Below are 19,339 nucleotides of genomic sequence, written 5' to 3'. Positions count from 1 at the left end.
GCACAGCCAGTGCAGTGACGCCTGCACCCGCGAAAAAAAGCAGGTACACTGAGCGCCATTGTTTGCCGCTGTGGAAAAGAGACATGGATATTCATGACAAAGCCCGCGTCCAATGGGCGTGCCGTCGGGGCATGCTGGAGCTGGACATCGCTATCATGCCGTTTTTCAAATATGAGTACGATTCGCTGACTGACACCGACAAGCAGGTGTTCGTGGCCTTATTGAAAAGCGACGACCCGGATTTATTCAACTGGATGATGAACCACGGTGAACCGGTCGATCCCGAGTTCCAGCGTATGGTGAAACTGATTCAGCAGCGCAATCGTGAACGCGGTCCGGTGGCGATGTAAGCTGCATCCATCGCACAGCGCCCGGATATTGCAGGCGCTGATGCTGCTGCTTTGTTGTTCACTGGTGGTTTGCCTGCCCTGGCCGGAAACATGGCGCTGGAGTAAAGCGCCGTTGTTGTTGGTATTGCTGGTGGAGGGATGGCGTCACCAGCGGCAGTTGCAACGACGCTGCGGGCCACTTTCGTTGGATCATCAGGGTATCTGGCACTGGGATGATATGCGCTGGCACAACGCGCGCGCACCAGGCTGGTTGCCGATTGGCGTGTTGCTGGTGCTACGTAACGACCAGGGGCAACGCAGGCGGTTGTGGCTGATGCATGACAACATGCCAGCAGCAAGCTGGCGCACATTGCGTGCCTGCTGTTTAAGCCCGTAGCGGCGCGATTTATCGCGCGGTTTTTTCCCACATCACGCATGAAACCGCGCGATAAATCGCGCCGCTACATCGTAGGAATCACGCGTTAAAGTAGCGCGGCGGTTTCCGTCAGAATCTGTTCGCACCACTGTTCGATGCGTTCATCACTCAGTTCAAACTGGTTCACATCATCAAGCGCCAGACCGACAAATTGTTTGCCATCAGCGGTTAACGGTTTCGGGCTGGTAAATTCGTAGCCCTCCAGCGGCCAGTAGCCGACAAACTGCACGCCCATCGGCTGCAACAACTCATGCAGCATACCCAGTGCGTCGAGAAACCACTCACTGTAGCCAATCATGTCACCCATGCCATACAGGGCGACAATTTTTCCGCGCAGATTCAGCGCCGGGATTTGCGGCCAAATCGCTTCCCAATCCTCCTGCAACTCACCGAAGTCCCAGGTTGGGATACCGAGGATCAGCAAATCGTACTGCTCCATCAACGCTGGATCGTCATCTTTCAGGTTGTGCAGGGTGACTAATTCTTCACCAATAAAGTCGCGAATCTTCTCCGCGGTCATTTCGGTGTAGCAGGTACTTGAACCGTAAAACAGGCCGATATTCATGCAATTAATGCTCTGTCTGAGACTGACTCTGGCGCAATTGTACCAGAAGCAGGCGCTTTTCAGGCATAATGAGCACGATTTCACACCGGTTGGAGGGAGAAAGTGGCAGACAGCGACCTGATTGAACAGTTTCTGGATACGCTCTGGATTGAGCGCAATCTGGCACAAAATACCCTCGCATCCTATCGCCAGGATCTGCAAACTCTCACCGGCTGGCTGCATCATCATGAGCGCACGCTGCTGACGCTGGAAGCACTCGACTTGCAGCAGTTTCTGGCGGAACGGGTGGAAGGCGGTTATAAAGCCACCAGCTCAGCACGTACCCTGAGCGCCATCCGGCGGTTGTTTCAATATCTGTACCGTGAAAAGCTGCGTAGCGACGATCCCAGCGCACTGCTTTCCGCCCCGAAACTCCCGCAGCGCTTGCCCAAGGATCTGAGTGAAAGCCAGGTAGAACGCCTGTTGCAGGCACCCTCGATTGAGATTCCGCTCGAACTGCGCGACAAAGCGATGCTGGAATTACTTTACGCCACCGGCCTGCGTGTTTCTGAGCTGGTGGGGTTAACCCTGAGTGATGTCAGCCTGCGTCAGGGGGTGGTGCGGGTGATTGGTAAAGGCAACAAAGAGCGCCTTGTGCCAATGGGTGAAGAAGCGATTTACTGGATTGAGCATTATATGACGCATGGTCGTCCGTGGTTGCTCAATGGCCAGACGCTGGATGTGCTATTCCCCAGCAATCGCGCGCAAAAGATGACCCGTCAGACGTTCTGGCACCGGATTAAGCACTACGCTTTGCTGGCCGGAATCGACAGCGAAAAACTGTCGCCGCATGTGTTGCGCCACGCTTTTGCGACACATCTATTGAACCACGGTGCCGATTTGCGCGTCGTACAGATGTTGTTAGGTCACAGCGACCTTTCCACTACCCAAATTTATACGCACGTTGCCACTGAGCGCTTGCGATTGTTACATCAACAGCATCATCCGCGCGCCTGAAACGCGGCAACAAGGAAATGAGATGAAAAAACAGTTAACGATGCTGGCTCTGCTGGTCAGCACCTTCTCCGGGCTGGTTCATGCCGATGACAGCGCCATCCAGCAGGCTTTGAAAAAGTTGGGACTGCAACAGACGGAAATTCAGCCGTCACCGCTGCCAGGCATCAAAACTGTGCTGACGGAGAGTGGCGTGTTGTACGTCACCGACGATGGTAAGCACATGATTCAGGGGCCGTTGTACGATGTCAGCGGCGCACAACCGGTGAACGTGACGAACCAGCTGCTGGAGAAGAAAGTCACGGCGCTGGAACCGCAAATGATTATCTACAAAGCGCCGAAACAACAACACGTTATCACCGTGTTTACCGACATTACCTGTGGTTATTGCCGTAAGCTGCATGAGCAAATGGCTGACTACAACGCGTTGGGCATCACCGTGCGTTACCTGGCATTCCCGCGTGAAGGTCTGCATGGTCAGGTCGAAAAAGCGATGAAAGCCATCTGGTGCAGTGCCGATCGTAACAAACAGTTTGATGAGGCGATGAAAGGTAATGCGCCGCAGATGGACGCACCGGCGACCTGCAAAATCGATCTCGACCAGCAATATAAACTGGGCATCCTGTTTGGTATTCAGGGCACGCCTGCCATCCTGACCGACAGCGGCATGATGATCCCAGGTTATCAGGGGCCACAGGAGCTGAAGCAAGTGCTCGACGGCCAGAAAAGTGGCGGTTAATCCACAGTGATCCATTCTGTTGAACTGCGTCGGCGTGAACCCCATGCCGACGATACCTTGCCTGCCGATTTGCCACCGCTACTGCGGCGGCTCTACCTGCAACGTGGCGTGCGTGATGCCGCTGAACTCGAACGCGGTGCTAAACATCTGCTGCCGTGGCAAACGCTTGGTGGCATCGATGCTGCGGTGACGCTGCTGCATCAGATGCTGCGCGACGGTCGCCGCATTGTGGTGGTGGGCGATTTTGACGCCGATGGTGCCACCAGCACCGCGTTAACGGTGCTGGCGCTGCGCAGTCTCGGTGGCAACATCGACTACCTTGTCCCCAACCGTTTTGAAGATGGCTACGGCCTCAGCCCGGAAGTGGTGGAGCAGGCGCGGGCGCGCGGTGCCGAGATGATCCTCACGGTAGATAACGGCATTTCGTCGCATGCGGGCGTCGATACGGCGCATCAGCATGGCATCCCGGTGCTGGTCACCGATCACCACCTGCCGGGTGAAACGCTGCCTGCTGCCGAAGCCATTGTTAACCCAAATCTGAACGACAGCGATTTCCCCTCACGGGCGCTGGCGGGCGTGGGCGTAGCCTTCTATCTGATGCTGGCGTTGCGCGCATACCTGCGTACGCAAAACTGGTTTAGCGAGGGCCGGGCGGAACCCAATCTGGCGGAATGGCTTGATCTGGTAGCGCTGGGCACCGTGGCTGACGTGGTGCCGCTCGATGCCAACAACCGCATTCTGGTGTGGCAAGGCTTAAGCCGCATCCGCGCTGGGAAATGCCGCGCCGGTATTCGTGCGTTGCTGGAAATCGCCAATCGCGATGCGCGACAACTGGTGGCGAGCGATCTCGGTTTCGCCATCGGTCCCCGTCTCAATGCGGCGGGGCGTCTGGATGATATGTCGGTGGGCGTTGCCTTGTTGCTGACCGAAGACATCAGCGAAGCGCGCATGCTGGCCAACGAGCTGGACGCGTTGAATCAGACGCGTAAAGAGATCGAGCAGGGCATGAAAAGCGAAGCGCTGGCGTTGTGTGATGCGCTGGAGCGACAGCACACCGACTTGCCGCTCGGTCTGGCGTTCTACCATCCCGAGTGGCATCAGGGAGTGGTGGGGATTTTGGCTTCGCGCCTCAAGGAGCGTTTCCACCGTCCGGTGATCGCTTTCGCTCCGGCAGGGGACGGCACGCTGAAGGGCTCTGGCCGCTCGATTGCCGGGCTCCATCTGCGTGACGCGCTGGAACGTCTCGATACCCTGCATCCTGGCCTGATGATCAAATTCGGCGGTCATGCGATGGCCGCGGGATTATCGTTGCAGGAAGCTCGCTACGAAGAGTTTCGTCAGCGCTTTGCCGCGTTGATTGACGAATGGCTGGATGGCGAAGCGTTGCAGGGGGTAATCTGGTCAGATGGTGAATTGCGCGCGCAGGAGTTTTCGCTGCAAACCGCTGAGCTGCTGCGGGAAGCGGGACCCTGGGGCCAGGCATTCCCTGAGCCGGTATTTGATGGCCGGTTTAAACTGCTGCAACAACGGCTGGTGGGTGAACGTCATTTGAAAGTGATGGTGGAGCCGATTGGCGGAGGTCCGTTGCTGGATGGCATCGCCTTTAACGTTGATACGACTTTGTGGCCGGACAGCAGCGTGCGCCAGGTTGAACTGGCCTACAAACTGGACATTAACGAGTATCGTGGCAACCGTTCGGTGCAGCTGATTATCGACCATCTGTGGCCGCTGGCATAAGCGGCCAGCAAAGCTATAAAGTGAACGCGCTTTCGGTTAAACTAGCGCGTTAGATTTTTCTCCTCTCACGAATCGTCAAAAAAGACTGAAAAGCCATGTTTGAAATCAACCCGGTCAAAAACCGTATTCAGGACCTCACCGAGCGCAGCGACGTTCTTAGGGGGTATCTTTGACTACGATGCTAAGAAAGAACGCCTCGAAGAAGTAAACGCCGAGCTGGAACAACCTGACGTCTGGAACGAACCTGAGCGTGCGCAAGCGCTGGGTAAAGAACGTTCGTCGTTAGAAATCATCGTCGGCACCCTGGACCAGATGTATCAGGGGCTGGAAGATGTGCAGGGCCTGCTGGAGTTGGCGGTTGAAGCCGATGACGAAGAAACCTTCAACGACACCATTGCCGAGCTGGACGTGTTGGAAACCAAGCTGGGTGAACTGGAATTCCGTCGTATGTTCTCCGGTGAATACGACAGCGCCGACTGCTACATCGACCTGCAAGCCGGTTCCGGCGGCACCGAAGCGCAGGACTGGGCCAGCATGCTGATGCGCATGTACCTGCGCTGGGCGGAAGCCAAAGGCTTCAAAACCGAGATTATTGAAGAGTCAGAAGGTGAAGTGGCCGGTCTGAAATCCGCCACCATTCGTGTTTCTGGCGAATATGCTTTCGGCTGGCTGCGTACCGAAACCGGCGTCCATCGCCTGGTACGTAAGAGTCCGTTTGACTCGGGTGGCCGTCGTCACACCTCCTTCAGTTCTGCCTTTATCTATCCGGAAGTGGATGACGATATTGATATCGAAATCAACCCGGCAGATCTGCGTATTGACGTTTACCGTGCTTCGGGCGCGGGTGGTCAGCACGTTAACCGTACGGAATCTGCGGTACGTATCACCCACATTCCGACCGGCACCGTGACCCAGTGTCAGAACGATCGTTCGCAGCATAAGAACAAAGATCAGGCCATGAAGCAGATGAAAGCGAAGCTGTATGAGCTTGAGATGCAAAAGAAAAATGCTGAGAAACAGGCGGCGGAAGATAACAAATCTGACATCGGCTGGGGCAGCCAGATCCGTTCATACGTTCTCGATGATTCGCGCATCAAAGATCTGCGTACTGGCGTAGAAACGCGTAACACCCAGGCGGTGTTGGATGGCGATCTCGATCGTTTTATTGAAGCAAGTTTAAAAGCAGGGCTATAAGGAACCGACATGTCTGAACAACAACCGCAGAGCGTTGATGCCGCACTTGAGTTAAATAACGAACTGAAAACGCGTCGCGAAAAACTCAGCGCGCTGCGTGAAACCGGCGTGGCGTTTCCTAACGATTTTCGCCGTGACGCCACCTCCGATCAGCTGCACGCCAGCTATGACGAAAAGAGCAACGAAGAGCTGGAAGACCTTGGCATCGAGGTCAGTGTTGCCGGTCGTATGATGACCCGTCGTATCATGGGCAAAGCGTCATTCATCACGTTGCAGGACGTCGGTGGCCGCATTCAGTTGTACGTGGCGCGCGATGATCTGGCGGAAGGCGTCTACAACGAGCAGTTCAAGAAGTGGGATCTCGGCGATATCCTCGGCGCACGCGGTAAGCTGTTCAAAACCAAAACCGGTGAGCTGTCAATCCACTGCTCAGAACTGCGTCTACTGACCAAAGCGCTGCGTCCTCTGCCGGACAAATTCCACGGCCTGGCCGATCAGGAAACCCGTTATCGTCAGCGTTACCTGGACCTGATTGCCAACGACGAATCACGTCACACCTTCCAGGTGCGTTCAAAAATCATGGCGGGCATTCGTCAGTTCATGGTTGGCCGCGACTTTATGGAAGTGGAAACCCCGATGATGCAGGTGATCCCGGGGGGTGCGTCAGCCCGTCCGTTTATCACCCATCACAATGCGCTCGACATCGATATGTACCTGCGTATTGCGCCGGAACTGTATCTGAAGCGTCTGGTGGTTGGCGGTTTTGATCGCGTGTTTGAGATCAACCGTAACTTCCGTAACGAAGGCATCTCTCCACGTCACAATCCAGAGTTCACCATGATGGAACTCTACATGGCGTATGCGGATTACAAAGATCTGATCGAGCTGACCGAAAGCCTGTTCCGTACCCTGGCGCAGGACGTCCTCGGCACCACGGAAGTCCCGTACGGTGAGAACACCTTCGATTTCGGCAAGCCGTTCGAAAAACTCACCATGCGCGAAGCGATCAAAAAGTACCGTCCGGAAACTGATCTGGCGGATCTGGATGATTTCGACAAAGCCGTGGCGATTGCCAACTCACTGCACATCAAAGTCGAGAAGAGCTGGGGTCTGGGCCGCGTGGTAACCGAGATCTTCGAAGAAACCGCCGAAGCGCATCTGATCCAGCCGACCTTCATCACCGAATATCCGGCAGAAGTGTCACCGCTGGCACGTCGTAACGACGAGAACCCGGAAATCACCGATCGCTTTGAATTCTTCATCGGTGGTCGTGAAATCGGCAACGGCTTCTCCGAGCTGAATGATGCGGAAGATCAGGCTGAGCGTTTCCTGCAACAGGTGAACGCTAAAGATGCCGGTGATGACGAAGCGATGTTCTATGACGAAGACTATGTCACCGCGCTGGAACATGGTCTGCCGCCAACTGCCGGTCTGGGTATTGGTATCGACCGTATGGTGATGTTGTTTACCAACAGCCACACCATTCGCGATGTAATCCTGTTCCCGGCGCTGCGCCCTTCAGGTAAATAATCACACCATCCGTAGCGGCGCGATTAATCGTGCAGTCCAATGCACGATGTGGGAAACCCCGCGCGATAAATCGCGCCGCTACATCCGGAAAAGGTCGGCATTGATGCCGACCTTTTTTCTCCATTAAAAAATCCAGATGACAACCCGGCACGCTCTGTGCAGGATGGTTTTTTTATTTTCAGGGATCCACCATGAGTGCAAAAACGGCATCACTGGAAGGCCGGATTCGTCAGCACTGGGAGCAACTCTCCAGCCACGAACAGCGGCTGGCCGACGTACTGCTGGCAGCCCCAGGCCAGCTCGCCATGAATACCGCTACTGAACTGGCGCACAGCGCCGGGGTTTCCAAAGCCACCACCACGCGTTTTTTCCGCCACCTCGGTTATGAAAGCTACGAAGCCGCTCGCCGTCAGGCGCGTGATATGCAGAGCAGCGGTTCACCGCTTTATCTGCAAGCCGCACCCAGCGCTTCACCGCTCGACAGCATCATGCAGCAGCATCTGGAAAAAGAGATCGCCAATCTGGTGAACAGCTATCGCACGCTGGAGAGCAGCCAGTTGCAGGACGCGGTCAGCGCCATCGCCCGCGCACGGCGCGTGGTAGTGATGGGCTGGCGTCATAGCCAGACCATTGCGCAACTGATCTATCGCGATCTGATCCACGTTCACCCCGACGTACGCCTGCTGCCGCGCCCCGGCGATTCGCTGGCGGAGCATCTGGCATCACTGAATGAACAGGATGTGGTGATTTGCGTTGGCCTGCGTCGTCGTATGCCAGCGTTAGAGGCAGCGATGAATGCGCTGGCCGAGCGCCAGGTACCGATGCTGTATCTGGCCGATGTGCTGTCCGGTAAACCGGCCCGCCATGCGCAATGGGTGGTACGCTGCCACACCGACAGTAGCCTGATTTTTGACAGCACCGCTGCGCTCTCCGGCATCTGCAACTTGCTGTGCTCCCTGGTGGCGCGCGAGATGGGCAAAGCCAGCAACGATTACCTCGCCCAGGTTGAAGCGCTGCACCAATCCCTCGACGAACTCGAATAACGCCCCGCGCTGGCGCATATTGCGCCCGCCATTGCACCGAAAAAGTGCACTGGCGGGCATCTCTCTTTTCAATCTATGAAACCACAGAAACGACTAATATAAATTAAGAAACAAATGTTTCTTTATGATTGTACAGGGAAAAGTGATATCCCCGACCCTGGTATGCGTGGTGTGTGAAAAATCTGGCACAAAATATGCTCAGAAGAAAAAGACATTTCACCAACACCAGGGAAACACCATAATGAAAAAAACCGCTTGGCTCATCGCCGCACTTTTATCTGTTGGATCGCTGGCACAGGCGCAAGCCGATACGCTGGCCGATATCAAAAGCAGCGGCAAAATCACCGTCGGTATCGACCCGACATTTCCTCCGTATGAGTACACCGACGACAGCGGCGCGATCACCGGCTACAGCGTGGCGATCATGCAATCCTTCGCCAAAGATCTCGGCGTGAAACTGGAGTTTCAGAAAACCGCCTTCAGCGGCATTTTGCCGGGCCTGATTTCCGGTTCGTTTAACGCCGAAGGTTCCTCCCTCAACGTCACCGCCGAACGGGCGAAAAAAGTGCTGTTCACCGTGCCCTACAGCAAAACCGTCAATGGCGTGTTGGTGCGCGAAGATGAAGCCAAAACCTTTAGCGGCAAAACCCTCAGCCCGGAAAGTCTGTCCGGCCTGCGCGGTGCCGTGAAAAGCGCCAGCGTGCCAGAACAATTGTTGAAAGGCTTTAACGACGAACTGAAAAAAGCCGGTAAGAAACCGATCACCATCATCAGCGTCGATTCGCTGGATCAAACCGTCAGCACCCTGATGACCAAACGCGCGGATTTCGTCTACGACGATATCTCCGTGCTGGCACCGGTGGTGAAGAAGTACCCGAGCAAAGTGGCGCAGGTCGGAGAAGTCGGTCCGTCACAATGGATGGGCTGGGCAACGCGTAAAGAAGACGGCAGCCTGAACAAGGCCCTGAGCGACCACATTCTGGCGATGCAGAAAGATGGCGAGCTGACCAAACTGCAACAGCAGTACCTCGGCACCACCTTTACCGTACCGGCCAGCGATTTCATTCCCCAGGAGTAATTATGTGTCAGTCAACCCTGACGGTCCCGGCGGGCCACGGCAAAACCTTCCGTGTGCGCAAAGGGCAGTTTATTACCGTCATTGATAGCGAAGGGCAGCAGGCCGCGGATTTTGTCGCGGTCAATGCCGACGACCTGAACGAAAAGCTGTCGCCGGTCCATACCCGTCAGCATCTGCGTTCGCTGTTTTTCAAACCGGGTGATGCGTTGTGGTCGAGCGAGAACCGTCCCCTGTTGCGCATCGTTGCCGACACCATCGGCATTCACGATGCCAACGTGCCGGCCTGCGATCGCACCCGCTTCAGCGTGGATTTCGGCGTCGAAGGTCATCGCAACTGCGTGGATAACCTGCTGGAAGGTATGAAGGCCTATGGCGTGACCTATTTCAGCCTGCCGGAGCCATTCAACCTGTTCCAGAACGGTCCGGTCACTGCCGATGGCCGTATGGAGGTGACCGACCCCCACAGCAAAGCGGGCGACAGCATCACCTTTGAAGCACTGTGCGACCTGATTTGCTCCGTCTCTTCCTGCCCGCAGGACATCATTCCGGGCAATGGTTTACAGGTGACGCCCATCGATATTCGCGTCAGCGATCACTACCACGCCGAGGAGAAGTCGCATGCTGTTAATGCGTGAGAGTTATGAAGAAACCGCGGTGCGCACCCTCGCAGCACCGATTGAGGTCACCGCGGGAGGCGTGGCGTCGATTCGTGTGCTGCGTGGTCAACTGCTGCGTATCACCGCGCTGGGTGAGGGGGCGGTCGCGTCGTTGTTCGGTTTTAGCCTGCAAGACCCGGCGGTGTGGCTGTCGGTGCATCATACCCGCGTATTCAGCAACAGCTACCTGTTGGGTTCCGGGATGCGCCTGGTCAACAACCGTCGTCGTCCGATGATGGTGTTGGGCAAAGATAGCGTCAAACGTCACGACCTGCTGCTGCCCGGTTCCACTACGGCGTTTCTGGCAGAGCGAGGCTACGGCGGCGAAGGCTGTATCGAAGCGGTCAGCGGCGAACTGGCTCGTCTGGGCATGACGGTGCCGAAACTGCCGGACCCGATCAACCTGTTTATGCATGTCAAACTGACGCGTGAAGGCGACATCCTGCCGGAACAAAACCTTACCCAGCCAGGTGACAGCATTACCTGTCGCGTGGTGATGGACACGCGTTTCATCGTTTCCGCCTGCAATACCGGCATTGAGGGGAATGACAAGCCCGCACCGCTGCGGTTGTCAGTGGCGGAAAACCTGACGGATTTTAACGCGGAGTAAGCAATGGGGCTGGATCAACAGGTAATAGCCGCGCTGCCGGAACTGGGGCACGGTCTGCTGATGACGCTGGTGCTGACGGTACTGGCGTCAATGGTGAGCGTAGTGATGGGGCAGCTTGGCTGTTTCCTGCAACTGCGCCGTGCCTGGGTCTGGCGCTTTATTGGCCGTCTCTACGTGAGCCTGATGCGTGGCACCCCGGCCATTGTTCAGCTGTTTGTGGTGTTTTTTACTCTACCGCGCCTGGGGCTGGGTGGTCAGCCGATGCTTGCAGCTGTGGTGGCGATTGGTCTGAACAGTGGTGCGTACGTGGCGGAAATCCTGCGCGTTAACCGCAATCTGGTGACGCGCGGTCAGTTGGAGGCCGCCCGGACGTTGGGGTTAAGCCGCGCGCTGACCTGGTGGTATGTCATCAATCCCCAGGTCATGCGCGCCAGCCTGCCAATGCTGGTGAATGAATTCACCATTTTGCTGAAAACCACTCCGTTGGCCTCGGTGGTGGCGCTGACGGAGCTGACCTATGCCGGTCAGATCGTTATCGCCCGCACTTATGATGCGACTCAGGTGTTGTTGCTGGTGGCAGCGGGGTATCTGTTAATTGCCTTGCCGCTGATTAGCGCGGCACGGCGGCTGGAAGCGAAACGGAGGCTGGCATAATGGATTGGCAGGCGATTGCGACCTCATTGCCGTCGTTAGGTGACGGCCTGATTGCCACCCTGCAACTGTGTGCGGTGGCGGCCCTCTGTTCCTTACTGTGGGGCGGATTGATGGCGTGGATGCTGATGCGCGCCTCGCCGTTATGGCTAAAAATTCTCAACCTCTACAGCGGGTTAACCCTGGCGCTGCCCTTGCTGGTGGTGATCTATCTGCTCTATTTCGTGCTGCCGGAGTATGACATCACCCTCTCTTCACCGGTAGTTGGGGTGCTGGCATTAACGCTCTATTACGCGCCTTACATCGCGCAGGTCATCCGCGCCGCGATTGCCGCGCTGCCGCAAGGCCAGTGGGAGGCGTGCCGCGTACTCGGTCTTAGCCGCAGCGAGCAACTGCGTGATGTGGTACTGCCGCAGACGCTGCCGCAAATGTTATCGCCGCTGGTCGGGTTAACCATTGGTTTGATTAAAGACTCTGCGCTGTTGTCGATTGTTTCGGTGCAGGAGTTTATGTACGCCGCCAAACAGGCGATTTCTGATACCTACGCGCCGCTGGAGATCTACCTGACGGTAGCACTCTGCTACTGGCTGCTGAACAGCTTGATTGACTGGCTGGCGCGTTGTCTTGAATCCCGCATGACGCGCTATCGTCGCGGCATGCAGCATTAATCTGGAGAACAACATGTCAGCTGAATTTCAGCAACGCGCGATCGTCACTATCCCGGCGCGCTACGGTAAAGCCGTTCGTCTCAACAAGGGCGAAGCGGTACAGGTGATCAACCTGCATGGCACCCAGGTGGTGGATTGCTGGGCTTATAACGCGGAAGACGTGAGCGAGTATATGTGTATGGAGGCGACGCGTGTCTGGAACCAGCGCCTCAACCCAAAGGTGGGCGATAGCTTTATCACCAGCCAGCGCCACCCGATTCTGACGCTGGTGGCTGACACCTCGCCAGGCGTGCACGACACCTTTATGGCTGCCTGCGATGCCCGCCGTTATGAACTGCTGGGCTGCACCGAGCCGCACCGCAACTGTCACGATAACCTGCATGAAGGGCTGGCAGAGCTGGGGGTGACACTGCCGCACGGCAATCTGGCGTCGTTCAATATCTTTATGAATATTCAGGTACAACCTGATGGCATCACCCTGAAGACGCTACCGGTGGTGACCAAACCGGGCGATTACATTGTGCTGCGCGCCGAAATGGATTGTTTTGTGGCGTTCTCGGCCTGCCCGCAGGATATCGTCAGTATTCAGGGGCAGGGCGATAACACGCCGCGCGACGCGGAGTTGCGCATTCTGACCAGCGGTTTCCCGCAGGTGAAATTACAGGGGCCGTGGGTGCCGGTGTAACAGGTAAAAACCGCGCGATAAATCGCGCCGCTACAAATTATGCACAACGCGTAGCGGCGCGATTTATCGCGCAATACCAAGGTGCTACGACTTCATCACCCCATCCAGCCACTTCTGGAAGCGTCCATAAGGCACGTACAGCGCCACATCCTTGTACAACGTCTTCCCACTGTGGTTGTCGTTAATCCGGCTGCTGTAGCCCACGATAACCCCGGCCAGGGTATTGTCGCTGGCGTTGTACACCGCGCCGCCAGACATGCCTTTCACCACGCCAGCATTGGCGGCAACCACCACGCAACTGGCTTTATTCCAGTCATTTACCAGCGTGGTATTGATCAGATTCTGCCCGTTGGACGCCACCGGCAGCGCGGTAATAAAGCTGTAGCCATAGAGATTGACGTCGTCGCCAATCCGGCCATTGCGAAAATGCGGAGGCAGATTCGCCTCATCATTTTTGTGATATACCACGGCGAGATCGCATTCCGGGTGCCATGCCTTCACCCGATACAATGAATATTTCGCCACATGGGCAGCCGTCAGGCTGTACTCAGGGGTGAGCGGGATAACGCTGCCCAGCGAACCGACACCCAGCACTGTCGGGATACCGGTGAAGGTCATATCGACCCGTTTTTCTGCTTCTTTACTGTACTCGTAGTGTCCGACAGAACAGCCACTCAGGCAGCCGATCGTTAAGGCCATGAGCCATCGCATACGCTCTCCCCTTTGAAGAATGACGAGACATTACCAGGCAATCCATTGGGGTATCGGCAACGCGTAAATTTCCTTTAAGGAGTGGATCGCCGTCAAAATGAGAGGGTGATCACAACCAGTGTTCAAGAATAGCGTGAAAAATCAGCTTCGTGAGAGAAATGGGAAAAGGCCTAATTGCAAAAGGTCCATTAACAGATGTGAACAATTATTGCGGTGGCGGCAAAATATCCTTGCTGCAACCGGGGTGTATGCCCGAAAGTGGCTATGCTTTAATACTCAATGTGACGCAGTTCAAAAATTTATAAGCGTCCGCTGTAACCATTCCACGTTCGTGGGGTGGCCCGCCTGCAAAATTATCGTTATTGGGAGAGTGTGTTATGCCTGTTGCATTACTGGCGCTGGCGCTGAGTGCGTTCGCCATCGGCACCACGGAATTTGTCATCATGGGGTTGCTACCTGAAGTGGCGGGCGATCTCCAGGTGTCGATTCCCTCTGCGGGATGGCTGATCAGTGGCTATGCGCTGGGTGTCGCCATTGGCGCGCCAATTATGGCGCTGCTGACCGCCAAACTGCCGCGTAAACGGACTCTGGTACTGCTGATGAGCATCTTTATCATCGGCAACGTATTGTGTGCGCTGGCCTACAGCTACGATCTGCTGATGATGGCGCGTATCGTCACCGCGCTGTGCCACGGTGCATTTTTTGGTATCGGTTCAGTGGTGGCGGCCAGCCTGGTTGCGCCGAGTCGTCAGGCATCGGCTGTCGCCCTGATGTTCACCGGCCTGACGCTGGCAAACGTACTGGGCGTACCGTTAGGCACCTGGTTTGGTCAGATGTTTGGTTGGCGCGCCACCTTCTGGGGCGTGGCGATTATCGGTATCCTTGCGTTTGCCGCGTTAATTGTCAGCCTGCCAACCAATAAAGAAGAGAAACCGGTGCATCTGGCAAGTGAAGTCAGTGCGCTGGCGAATGGCAAGCTGTGGTTGTCGCTGCTGATGACGGTGTGCTTTGCCGCTGCCATGTTCGCGTTGTTCAGCTACATTGCGCCGCTGCTGTTGCAGGTCACCGGCATCAGCGATCGTGGCGTGAGCTGGACGTTGTTCCTGATTGGCGCGGGCCTGACGGTCGGTAACATCCTCGGCGGCAAGCTGGCCGACTGGAAAGTCTCTTTCAGCCTGGTCCTCAGCTTCTCACTGATTGCGCTGTTTTCACTGCTGTTTAGCTGGACCAGCCATGCGCTGTGGCTGGCCGAGATTACGCTGTTCCTGTGGGCGATGGCGACCTTCGCCACCGTACCGGGTCTGCAAATTAACGTGGTACGTCATGGCAAAGATGCCCCCAACCTGGTGTCGACGCTGAACATCTCCGCGTTTAACGTTGGCAATGCGCTCGGTGCCTGGGTTGGCGGTGCGGTGATCGACAAAGGCTACGGCCTGACGGCAGTGCCGGTCGCGGCAGCGGCGCTGGCGGCGATTGGTCTGATTGTTTGCCTGATCACCTTCCGTAAATCCGGCGGGCAGGGCGAGGCGGTGCGCGCTTAAACCAGACGCTCGGCAATGCGCTGGGGGAACGCCGCGACCTGTTGTTGCAAATGGTCGCAGAAGTGGTCCACCAGCGCAGAAGCCGGGCGATGCTGCGGCCGTACCAGGCTGATGGTGAATGGCACCGCAATGCTGAAGCGTCGCATCACCACTCCGCTGTCGGCGTAATCCAGCGCCGTCAGCGGGTTAACAATCGAAACCCCCACGCCCGCGCGTACCATCGCGCACACCGATGCGGCGCTATGCGTCTCCAGCACCAACCGCCGTTCAACCCCCTGCTCATGAAACAACGAATCCAGTAGCTGACGATAACTATCGCTACGCGACAGGCTGACATAGTTCTCGCCCTGGAAATCTTGCGGCGTCAGCACCGCGCGCTGACACAGTGGATGCTGCGGCGGCAGTACGCATACCTCATCGCAGGTCAGCAGTGCAACGCGTTCGGTGCCAGCCGGAGCGTGCTGGGTTTCCGTCAGGCCCAGATCGTAACGCTGCGCCGACAGCCACTCCTCCAGCAACGGCGACTCCTGCGGGATGATGTTCATACTGACCTGAGGATAGCGTTGCAAAAACGGTTGGCACAGTGGCGGCAGCAGCGACTGGGAAAACACCGGCAGACAGGCGATGGAGAGTTCGCCCTGACGGAACTGACGCAGGCCGTCGGCGGCATCCATGATGCGATCCAGCCCGTACCACGAGCGTTGCACCTCTTCAAACAGTCGTAATCCCTGTATCGTGGGTTGTAACCGACCACGCACACGTTCAAACAGTTGCAGGCCAAGCTGCTGTTCCAGCCGCGCCAGCTCTCGGCTGACGGTAGGCTGCGAGGTATGCAGCAGCGTGGCCGCCTGCGTCAGGTTGCCGCTGGTCATCACCGCATGGAAAATTTCGATATGTCGCCAGTTAATCTTTGCCATCACGCCCTCCGTTCAATCCATATCATATTTGCATAGCTGCCGCTAAAAAAGATATTTTTCTGCATGGTATGGCTGTGGCTAAATAGCGTTAACGTCACAGGAGAATTGCTATGCCACGTCCACTGAATAACACCGAAACCGCGTTGACCGCCGCCAATTTGCTGCCGCTGGCGCAGCACTACAGCGGCCCGTTCTGGGCCTATGATGCCAGCGTCATTCAGCAGCGCATTGCCCAGTTGAACCAGTTCGACGTGGTGCGTTTCGCCCAAAAGGCGTGTTCAAATATTCATATTCTGCGCCTGATGCGCGCGGCAGGGGTGAAAGTTGACTCCGTCTCGCTGGGTGAAATCGAGCGTGCGCTGGCGGCGGGTTATCAGCCGGGCGGCGAAGATATCGTGTTCACCGCTGATGTGCTGGACCAGCCCACGCTGGCGCGCATCGCCGAACTGAAAGTTCCGGTTAACGCCGGTTCAGTGGATATGCTGCATCAACTCGGTGCCGTGTCGACAGGCCATGCGGTATGGCTGCGTATCAACCCTGGCTTTGGCCACGGCCACAGCCAGAAAACCAACACCGGCGGTGAGAACAGCAAACACGGCATCTGGCACAGCGACCTGCCACAGGCACTGGAGGCGATTCAGCAGCACGGTCTGCGCCTCGTCGGTCTGCATATGCATATCGGTTCCGGTGTCGATTACGGCCATCTGCAACAGGTATGTGATGCGATGGTGGATCAGGTGGTGAGCTTTGGTCAGGACCTGGAGGCGATCTCTGCCGGTGGCGGTTTGTCGATCCCTTACCGTGTGGGTGAAGAGGCGATTGATACCGATCACTACTATGGCCTGTGGAACGGCGCGCGCGAACGTATCGCGGCGCACCTTGGTCATCCGGTGAAACTGGAAATTGAACCGGGTCGTTTCCTGGTGGCGGAGTCCGGCGTGTTGGTGTCTCAGGTACGTGCGGTGAAAGAGATGGGCAGCCGCCACTTTGTACTGGTGGATGCCGGATTCAGCGATCTGATGCGTCCGGCGATGTACGGTAGCTATCACCATATTTCGTTGCTGCCTGCCGATGGCCGTACGGTGAATGACAGCCAGACAGTGGAGAGCGTGATTGCCGGTCCACTGTGCGAGTCGGGTGATGTGTTTACCCAGCTCGAAGGTGGCAAAGTGGAAACCCGCTCGCTGCCTGCGGTGCAGATCGGTGATTATCTGGTGTTCCATGACACCGGGGCCTATGGTGCGTCGATGTCATCGAACTACAACAGCCGCCCATTGATCCCGGAAGTTCTGTTTGAAAACGGCACCGCGCGTGAGATCCGCCGTGCGCAGACTATCCAGGAGTTGCTGGCGCTGGAGCTGTAAGTCCCGCCCCCTTCCGTAGCGGCGCGATTTATCGCGCAATTTTGTGCGCGATAGATCGCGCCGCTACGGACTAAGCAGTTCTTTGCGCAATAAGACTAATTCCCCCGCCAAATCCCGGCACAGCATCGCGGTCATCAGATGGTCCTGCGCATGCACCAGAATCAACGTCACCGGCACTTTGCCGCAGCCTTCATCCGCCCCAATCAGCTCGGTCTGGATCTTATGCGCCGCTTTCGCAGCCTCATCTGACGCGGCCAGCGCGGCATCGGCACCTTCCCATTCCCCTTTGCGCGCCTGCTGGATCGCCATCATCGCCTGCGATCGTGCTTCACCGGCATTTATCAGCAACTCCATCATCGTTTGTTCAAAATCCATCCTCGCCTCGCTTATTGGTATGCCAAATTCATATTTTTGATGCTACCGGAATACCAAAAATAAGTTCCGCGAGCAGGATCACAGAAAGAAAACACAATGATCGCCATTTTGGTATGCCACAGACACGGAAGCTGATGCACAACACAGGAATGCTCCATTCAAACCGCTGAGGGTTGAACCAATGTCTCTACAGGACCGTCTTATCGATTCTCTGGGTAGCTTTGCCACGCGTTTCAATAGCTACCGCTATATCATGGCGATCAAAGCCTCGTTTATTACGCTGATGCCGGTGATCATCGTCGGCGCGTTTTCGGTATTGATCTCCAACATGGTGTTGGATGCGAAGAACGGCCTCGCCAGTTTCCAGGCGCTGGCGTTTCTCGCCGATCTGAAACCGATCACCAGCAGCATCAACTACGCCACGCTGAGTTTTCTTAACATTGGCGCGGTGTTCCTGATTGGTATCGAGCTGGGGCGTATCAACGGCATCAAAACGCTGTTCCCCGGCTTGCTGGCAATTATCTGCTTCGTCTCGGTTACCCCCACCACCTTGCAGATGCTGGTGGATGGTCAGATGCATCTGGTCACCGATGTGCTGGCGAAACAGTTCTCCGACACCAAAAGCCTGTTCCTCGGCATGTTTATCGCCATCCTGTCGGTGGAGATTTATTGCCGCCTGGAAAATGTGGAACGGCTGAAAATCAAAATGCCGGATACCGTGCCGCCCAATGTCTCGGCCTCTTTCTCCGCGCTCATCCCGTCGATCATCACCGTCACGCTGGTTGCTACCTTCGGCTTTATCTTCCATCAGGTTACCGGCATGTACCTGTACGACGCGGTCTACAAGGTGGTGCAGCAACCACTGGAGTCGGTGGTGCAGAGCCTGTGGGGCATTCTGTTGCTGATGTTTGTCGCGCAACTGTTTTGGGTGATTGGCATCCACGGCAACCAGATGATTAAGCCGATTCGCGAACCGCTGTTGCTGGGGGCGATTTTGGTCAATATGAACGCCTTCGAGCAGGGCAAAGAGGTGCCAAATATCATCACCATGCCGTTCTGGGATGTGTATATGAGCATCGGCGGTTCTGGCTTAACCATTGGTTTACTGACCGCCGTGATGCTGGCGACCAAACGCAAAGAGATGCGCGAAATTGCCAAGCTGTCGCTCGGGCCGGGGCTGTTCAACATCAACGAACCGGTGATCTTTGGTATGCCGATTATGCTCAACCCGATCCTTGCCATTCCCTTCATCATTACCCCGCTGGTAACCGGTTCGATTGGTTATTTCGCCACGGTGATGGGCTTTGCCGGAAAAGCGGTGGTGATGGTGCCCTGGACCACCCCGCCGATCATCAACGCCTGGCTCTCCACCGCCGGTTCAATGGGCGCGGTGGTGACGCAAATCATCTGTATCTGCGTGTCCGTATTGATTTACCTGCCATTTGTGAAGGTGGCGGCGCGTCGTGCCGAGGCGGCAGAAGCGAAAAATCTGCAACCGGAACTGGCGCAAAACTAAG

At 56.4% G+C, this 19,339-nt stretch carries 21 protein-coding genes; 17 read left to right on the top strand and 4 right to left on the bottom strand.

What is annotated here, in order from left to right; genetic code table 11:
* Positions 1–83: 83 nt before the first annotated feature.
* Complete coding sequence (gene sdhE / locus L579_RS12605; RefSeq protein ID WP_021184619.1) at positions 84–350, top strand: FAD assembly factor SdhE; 267 nt, start codon at positions 84–86, stop codon at positions 348–350.
* Positions 325–726 (top strand): protein YgfX, encoded by a 402-nt coding sequence (locus tag L579_RS12600; protein ID WP_036626572.1) that lies wholly within the window; start codon positions 325–327, stop codon positions 724–726. The genes sdhE and L579_RS12600 overlap by 26 nt, the downstream gene beginning before the upstream one ends.
* Positions 727–811: 85 nt before the next feature.
* Here L579_RS12600 and fldB read toward each other — a convergent pair whose 3' ends face one another.
* Positions 812–1,330, bottom strand: a complete 519-nt coding sequence (gene fldB, locus L579_RS12595) for a flavodoxin FldB (RefSeq protein WP_021184617.1) — start codon at positions 1,328–1,330, stop codon at positions 812–814.
* A gap of 102 nt (positions 1,331–1,432) precedes the next feature.
* Between fldB and xerD the strand changes: the two genes are divergently transcribed.
* The 12 genes from xerD (at position 1,433) to L579_RS12535 (ending at position 12,914) form a co-directional block, all read left to right on the top strand.
* Entirely contained in the window at positions 1,433–2,326 is an 894-nt protein-coding gene (xerD, locus tag L579_RS12590) for a site-specific tyrosine recombinase XerD (RefSeq protein ID WP_021184616.1), read from the top strand.
* Positions 2,327–2,348: 22 nt separating this feature from the next.
* On the top strand, positions 2,349–3,062 hold the full coding sequence (dsbC, locus tag L579_RS12585) for a bifunctional protein-disulfide isomerase/oxidoreductase DsbC (protein WP_021184615.1): 714 nt from the start codon (positions 2,349–2,351) through the stop codon (positions 3,060–3,062).
* 6 nt (positions 3,063–3,068) lie between these two features.
* On the top strand, positions 3,069–4,799 hold the full coding sequence (recJ, locus tag L579_RS12580; protein ID WP_021184614.1) for a single-stranded-DNA-specific exonuclease RecJ: 1,731 nt from the start codon (positions 3,069–3,071) through the stop codon (positions 4,797–4,799).
* 95 nt (positions 4,800–4,894) lie between these two features.
* Positions 4,895–5,993, top strand: a protein-coding gene (prfB, locus tag L579_RS12575; protein WP_152521887.1) for a peptide chain release factor 2 whose coding sequence is annotated in 2 segments (ribosomal slippage) — positions 4,895–4,969 and positions 4,971–5,993 — 1,098 coding nt in all. Because the reading frame shifts where the segments join, the coding sequence is not laid out codon by codon here.
* A gap of 9 nt (positions 5,994–6,002) precedes the next feature.
* A complete protein-coding gene (lysS, locus tag L579_RS12570; RefSeq protein WP_021184612.1) occupies positions 6,003–7,523 on the top strand; it encodes a lysine--tRNA ligase in 1,521 nt (506 codons plus the stop codon).
* 191 nt (positions 7,524–7,714) lie between these two features.
* Positions 7,715–8,566, top strand: a complete 852-nt coding sequence (locus tag L579_RS12565; RefSeq protein WP_021184611.1) for a MurR/RpiR family transcriptional regulator — start codon at positions 7,715–7,717, stop codon at positions 8,564–8,566.
* A 241-nt stretch (positions 8,567–8,807) separates the two neighbouring features.
* On the top strand, positions 8,808–9,644 hold the full coding sequence (locus L579_RS12560) for a transporter substrate-binding domain-containing protein (protein WP_036626570.1): 837 nt from the start codon (positions 8,808–8,810) through the stop codon (positions 9,642–9,644).
* 2 nt (positions 9,645–9,646) lie between these two features.
* Entirely contained in the window at positions 9,647–10,279 is a 633-nt protein-coding gene (locus tag L579_RS12555; protein ID WP_021184609.1) for a DUF1989 domain-containing protein, read from the top strand.
* Complete coding sequence (locus L579_RS12550) at positions 10,263–10,910, top strand: urea carboxylase-associated family protein (protein WP_021184608.1); 648 nt, start codon at positions 10,263–10,265, stop codon at positions 10,908–10,910. The genes L579_RS12555 and L579_RS12550 overlap by 17 nt, the downstream gene beginning before the upstream one ends.
* A 3-nt stretch (positions 10,911–10,913) precedes the next feature.
* Positions 10,914–11,564: an amino acid ABC transporter permease gene (locus L579_RS12545; protein ID WP_021184607.1), complete on the top strand. Its 651-nt coding sequence runs from the start codon at positions 10,914–10,916 to the stop codon at positions 11,562–11,564.
* A complete protein-coding gene (locus tag L579_RS12540; protein WP_021184606.1) occupies positions 11,564–12,229 on the top strand; it encodes an amino acid ABC transporter permease in 666 nt (221 codons plus the stop codon). Before L579_RS12545 ends, L579_RS12540 begins: the two co-directional genes overlap by 1 nt.
* Before the next feature lie 13 nt (positions 12,230–12,242).
* A complete protein-coding gene (locus L579_RS12535; protein WP_021184605.1) occupies positions 12,243–12,914 on the top strand; it encodes a DUF1989 domain-containing protein in 672 nt (223 codons plus the stop codon).
* A gap of 84 nt (positions 12,915–12,998) precedes the next feature.
* Here L579_RS12535 and L579_RS12530 read toward each other — a convergent pair whose 3' ends face one another.
* On the bottom strand, positions 12,999–13,625 hold the full coding sequence (locus L579_RS12530; protein ID WP_036626568.1) for a hypothetical protein: 627 nt from the start codon (positions 13,623–13,625) through the stop codon (positions 12,999–13,001).
* 377 nt (positions 13,626–14,002) lie between these two features.
* Between L579_RS12530 and L579_RS12525 the strand changes: the two genes are divergently transcribed.
* Entirely contained in the window at positions 14,003–15,166 is a 1,164-nt protein-coding gene (locus L579_RS12525) for an MFS transporter (RefSeq protein WP_021184603.1), read from the top strand.
* Here the strand turns inward: L579_RS12525 and L579_RS12520 are convergent.
* On the bottom strand, positions 15,163–16,083 hold the full coding sequence (locus tag L579_RS12520; RefSeq protein WP_021184602.1) for a LysR family transcriptional regulator: 921 nt from the start codon (positions 16,081–16,083) through the stop codon (positions 15,163–15,165). The two genes, L579_RS12525 and L579_RS12520, sit on opposite strands and share 4 nt — an antisense overlap.
* A gap of 110 nt (positions 16,084–16,193) precedes the next feature.
* Between L579_RS12520 and lysA the strand changes: the two genes are divergently transcribed.
* Entirely contained in the window at positions 16,194–17,447 is a 1,254-nt protein-coding gene (gene lysA / locus L579_RS12515) for a diaminopimelate decarboxylase (protein WP_021184601.1), read from the top strand.
* A gap of 63 nt (positions 17,448–17,510) precedes the next feature.
* Here lysA and L579_RS12510 read toward each other — a convergent pair whose 3' ends face one another.
* Positions 17,511–17,822, bottom strand: a complete 312-nt coding sequence (locus L579_RS12510) for a PTS lactose/cellobiose transporter subunit IIA (protein ID WP_021184600.1) — start codon at positions 17,820–17,822, stop codon at positions 17,511–17,513.
* Positions 17,823–18,003: 181 nt separating this feature from the next.
* Here L579_RS12510 and L579_RS12505 point away from each other — a divergent pair, with 181 nt between their 5' ends.
* The gene (locus tag L579_RS12505) at positions 18,004–19,338 is read left to right on the top strand and encodes a PTS sugar transporter subunit IIC (RefSeq protein WP_021184599.1); all 1,335 of its coding nucleotides are present in this window, start codon (positions 18,004–18,006) and stop codon (positions 19,336–19,338) included.
* Position 19,339 lies beyond the last annotated feature (1 nt).

The organism is Pantoea sp. AS-PWVM4 (assembly GCF_000468095.1).
Classification (GTDB): Bacteria; Pseudomonadota; Gammaproteobacteria; order Enterobacterales; family Enterobacteriaceae; genus Pantoea; species Pantoea phytobeneficialis.
The sequence above is the reverse complement of the archived record's forward strand: the minus strand, read 5'-3'. Positions and strand labels throughout refer to the sequence as shown.

What these genes read in the sequence shown, in the direction of transcription:
- sdhE (WP_021184619.1), top strand. Translation starts at nt 84, where the DNA reads ATGGATATTCATGACAAAGCCCGCGTCCAATGGGCGTGCCGTCGGGGC.
- fldB (WP_021184617.1), bottom strand. Translation starts at nt 1,330, where the DNA reads ATGAATATCGGCCTGTTTTACGGTTCAAGTACCTGCTACACCGAAATG.
- dsbC (WP_021184615.1), top strand. Translation starts at nt 2,349, where the DNA reads ATGAAAAAACAGTTAACGATGCTGGCTCTGCTGGTCAGCACCTTCTCC.
- lysS (WP_021184612.1), top strand. Translation starts at nt 6,003, where the DNA reads ATGTCTGAACAACAACCGCAGAGCGTTGATGCCGCACTTGAGTTAAAT.
- L579_RS12565 (WP_021184611.1), top strand. Translation starts at nt 7,715, where the DNA reads ATGAGTGCAAAAACGGCATCACTGGAAGGCCGGATTCGTCAGCACTGG.
- L579_RS12560 (WP_036626570.1), top strand. Translation starts at nt 8,808, where the DNA reads ATGAAAAAAACCGCTTGGCTCATCGCCGCACTTTTATCTGTTGGATCG.
- L579_RS12555 (WP_021184609.1), top strand. Translation starts at nt 9,647, where the DNA reads ATGTGTCAGTCAACCCTGACGGTCCCGGCGGGCCACGGCAAAACCTTC.
- L579_RS12550 (WP_021184608.1), top strand. Translation starts at nt 10,263, where the DNA reads ATGCTGTTAATGCGTGAGAGTTATGAAGAAACCGCGGTGCGCACCCTC.
- L579_RS12545 (WP_021184607.1), top strand. Translation starts at nt 10,914, where the DNA reads ATGGGGCTGGATCAACAGGTAATAGCCGCGCTGCCGGAACTGGGGCAC.
- L579_RS12540 (WP_021184606.1), top strand. Translation starts at nt 11,564, where the DNA reads ATGGATTGGCAGGCGATTGCGACCTCATTGCCGTCGTTAGGTGACGGC.
- L579_RS12535 (WP_021184605.1), top strand. Translation starts at nt 12,243, where the DNA reads ATGTCAGCTGAATTTCAGCAACGCGCGATCGTCACTATCCCGGCGCGC.
- L579_RS12530 (WP_036626568.1), bottom strand. Translation starts at nt 13,625, where the DNA reads ATGCGATGGCTCATGGCCTTAACGATCGGCTGCCTGAGTGGCTGTTCT.
- L579_RS12525 (WP_021184603.1), top strand. Translation starts at nt 14,003, where the DNA reads ATGCCTGTTGCATTACTGGCGCTGGCGCTGAGTGCGTTCGCCATCGGC.
- L579_RS12520 (WP_021184602.1), bottom strand. Translation starts at nt 16,083, where the DNA reads ATGGCAAAGATTAACTGGCGACATATCGAAATTTTCCATGCGGTGATG.
- lysA (WP_021184601.1), top strand. Translation starts at nt 16,194, where the DNA reads ATGCCACGTCCACTGAATAACACCGAAACCGCGTTGACCGCCGCCAAT.
- L579_RS12510 (WP_021184600.1), bottom strand. Translation starts at nt 17,822, where the DNA reads ATGGATTTTGAACAAACGATGATGGAGTTGCTGATAAATGCCGGTGAA.
- L579_RS12505 (WP_021184599.1), top strand. Translation starts at nt 18,004, where the DNA reads ATGTCTCTACAGGACCGTCTTATCGATTCTCTGGGTAGCTTTGCCACG.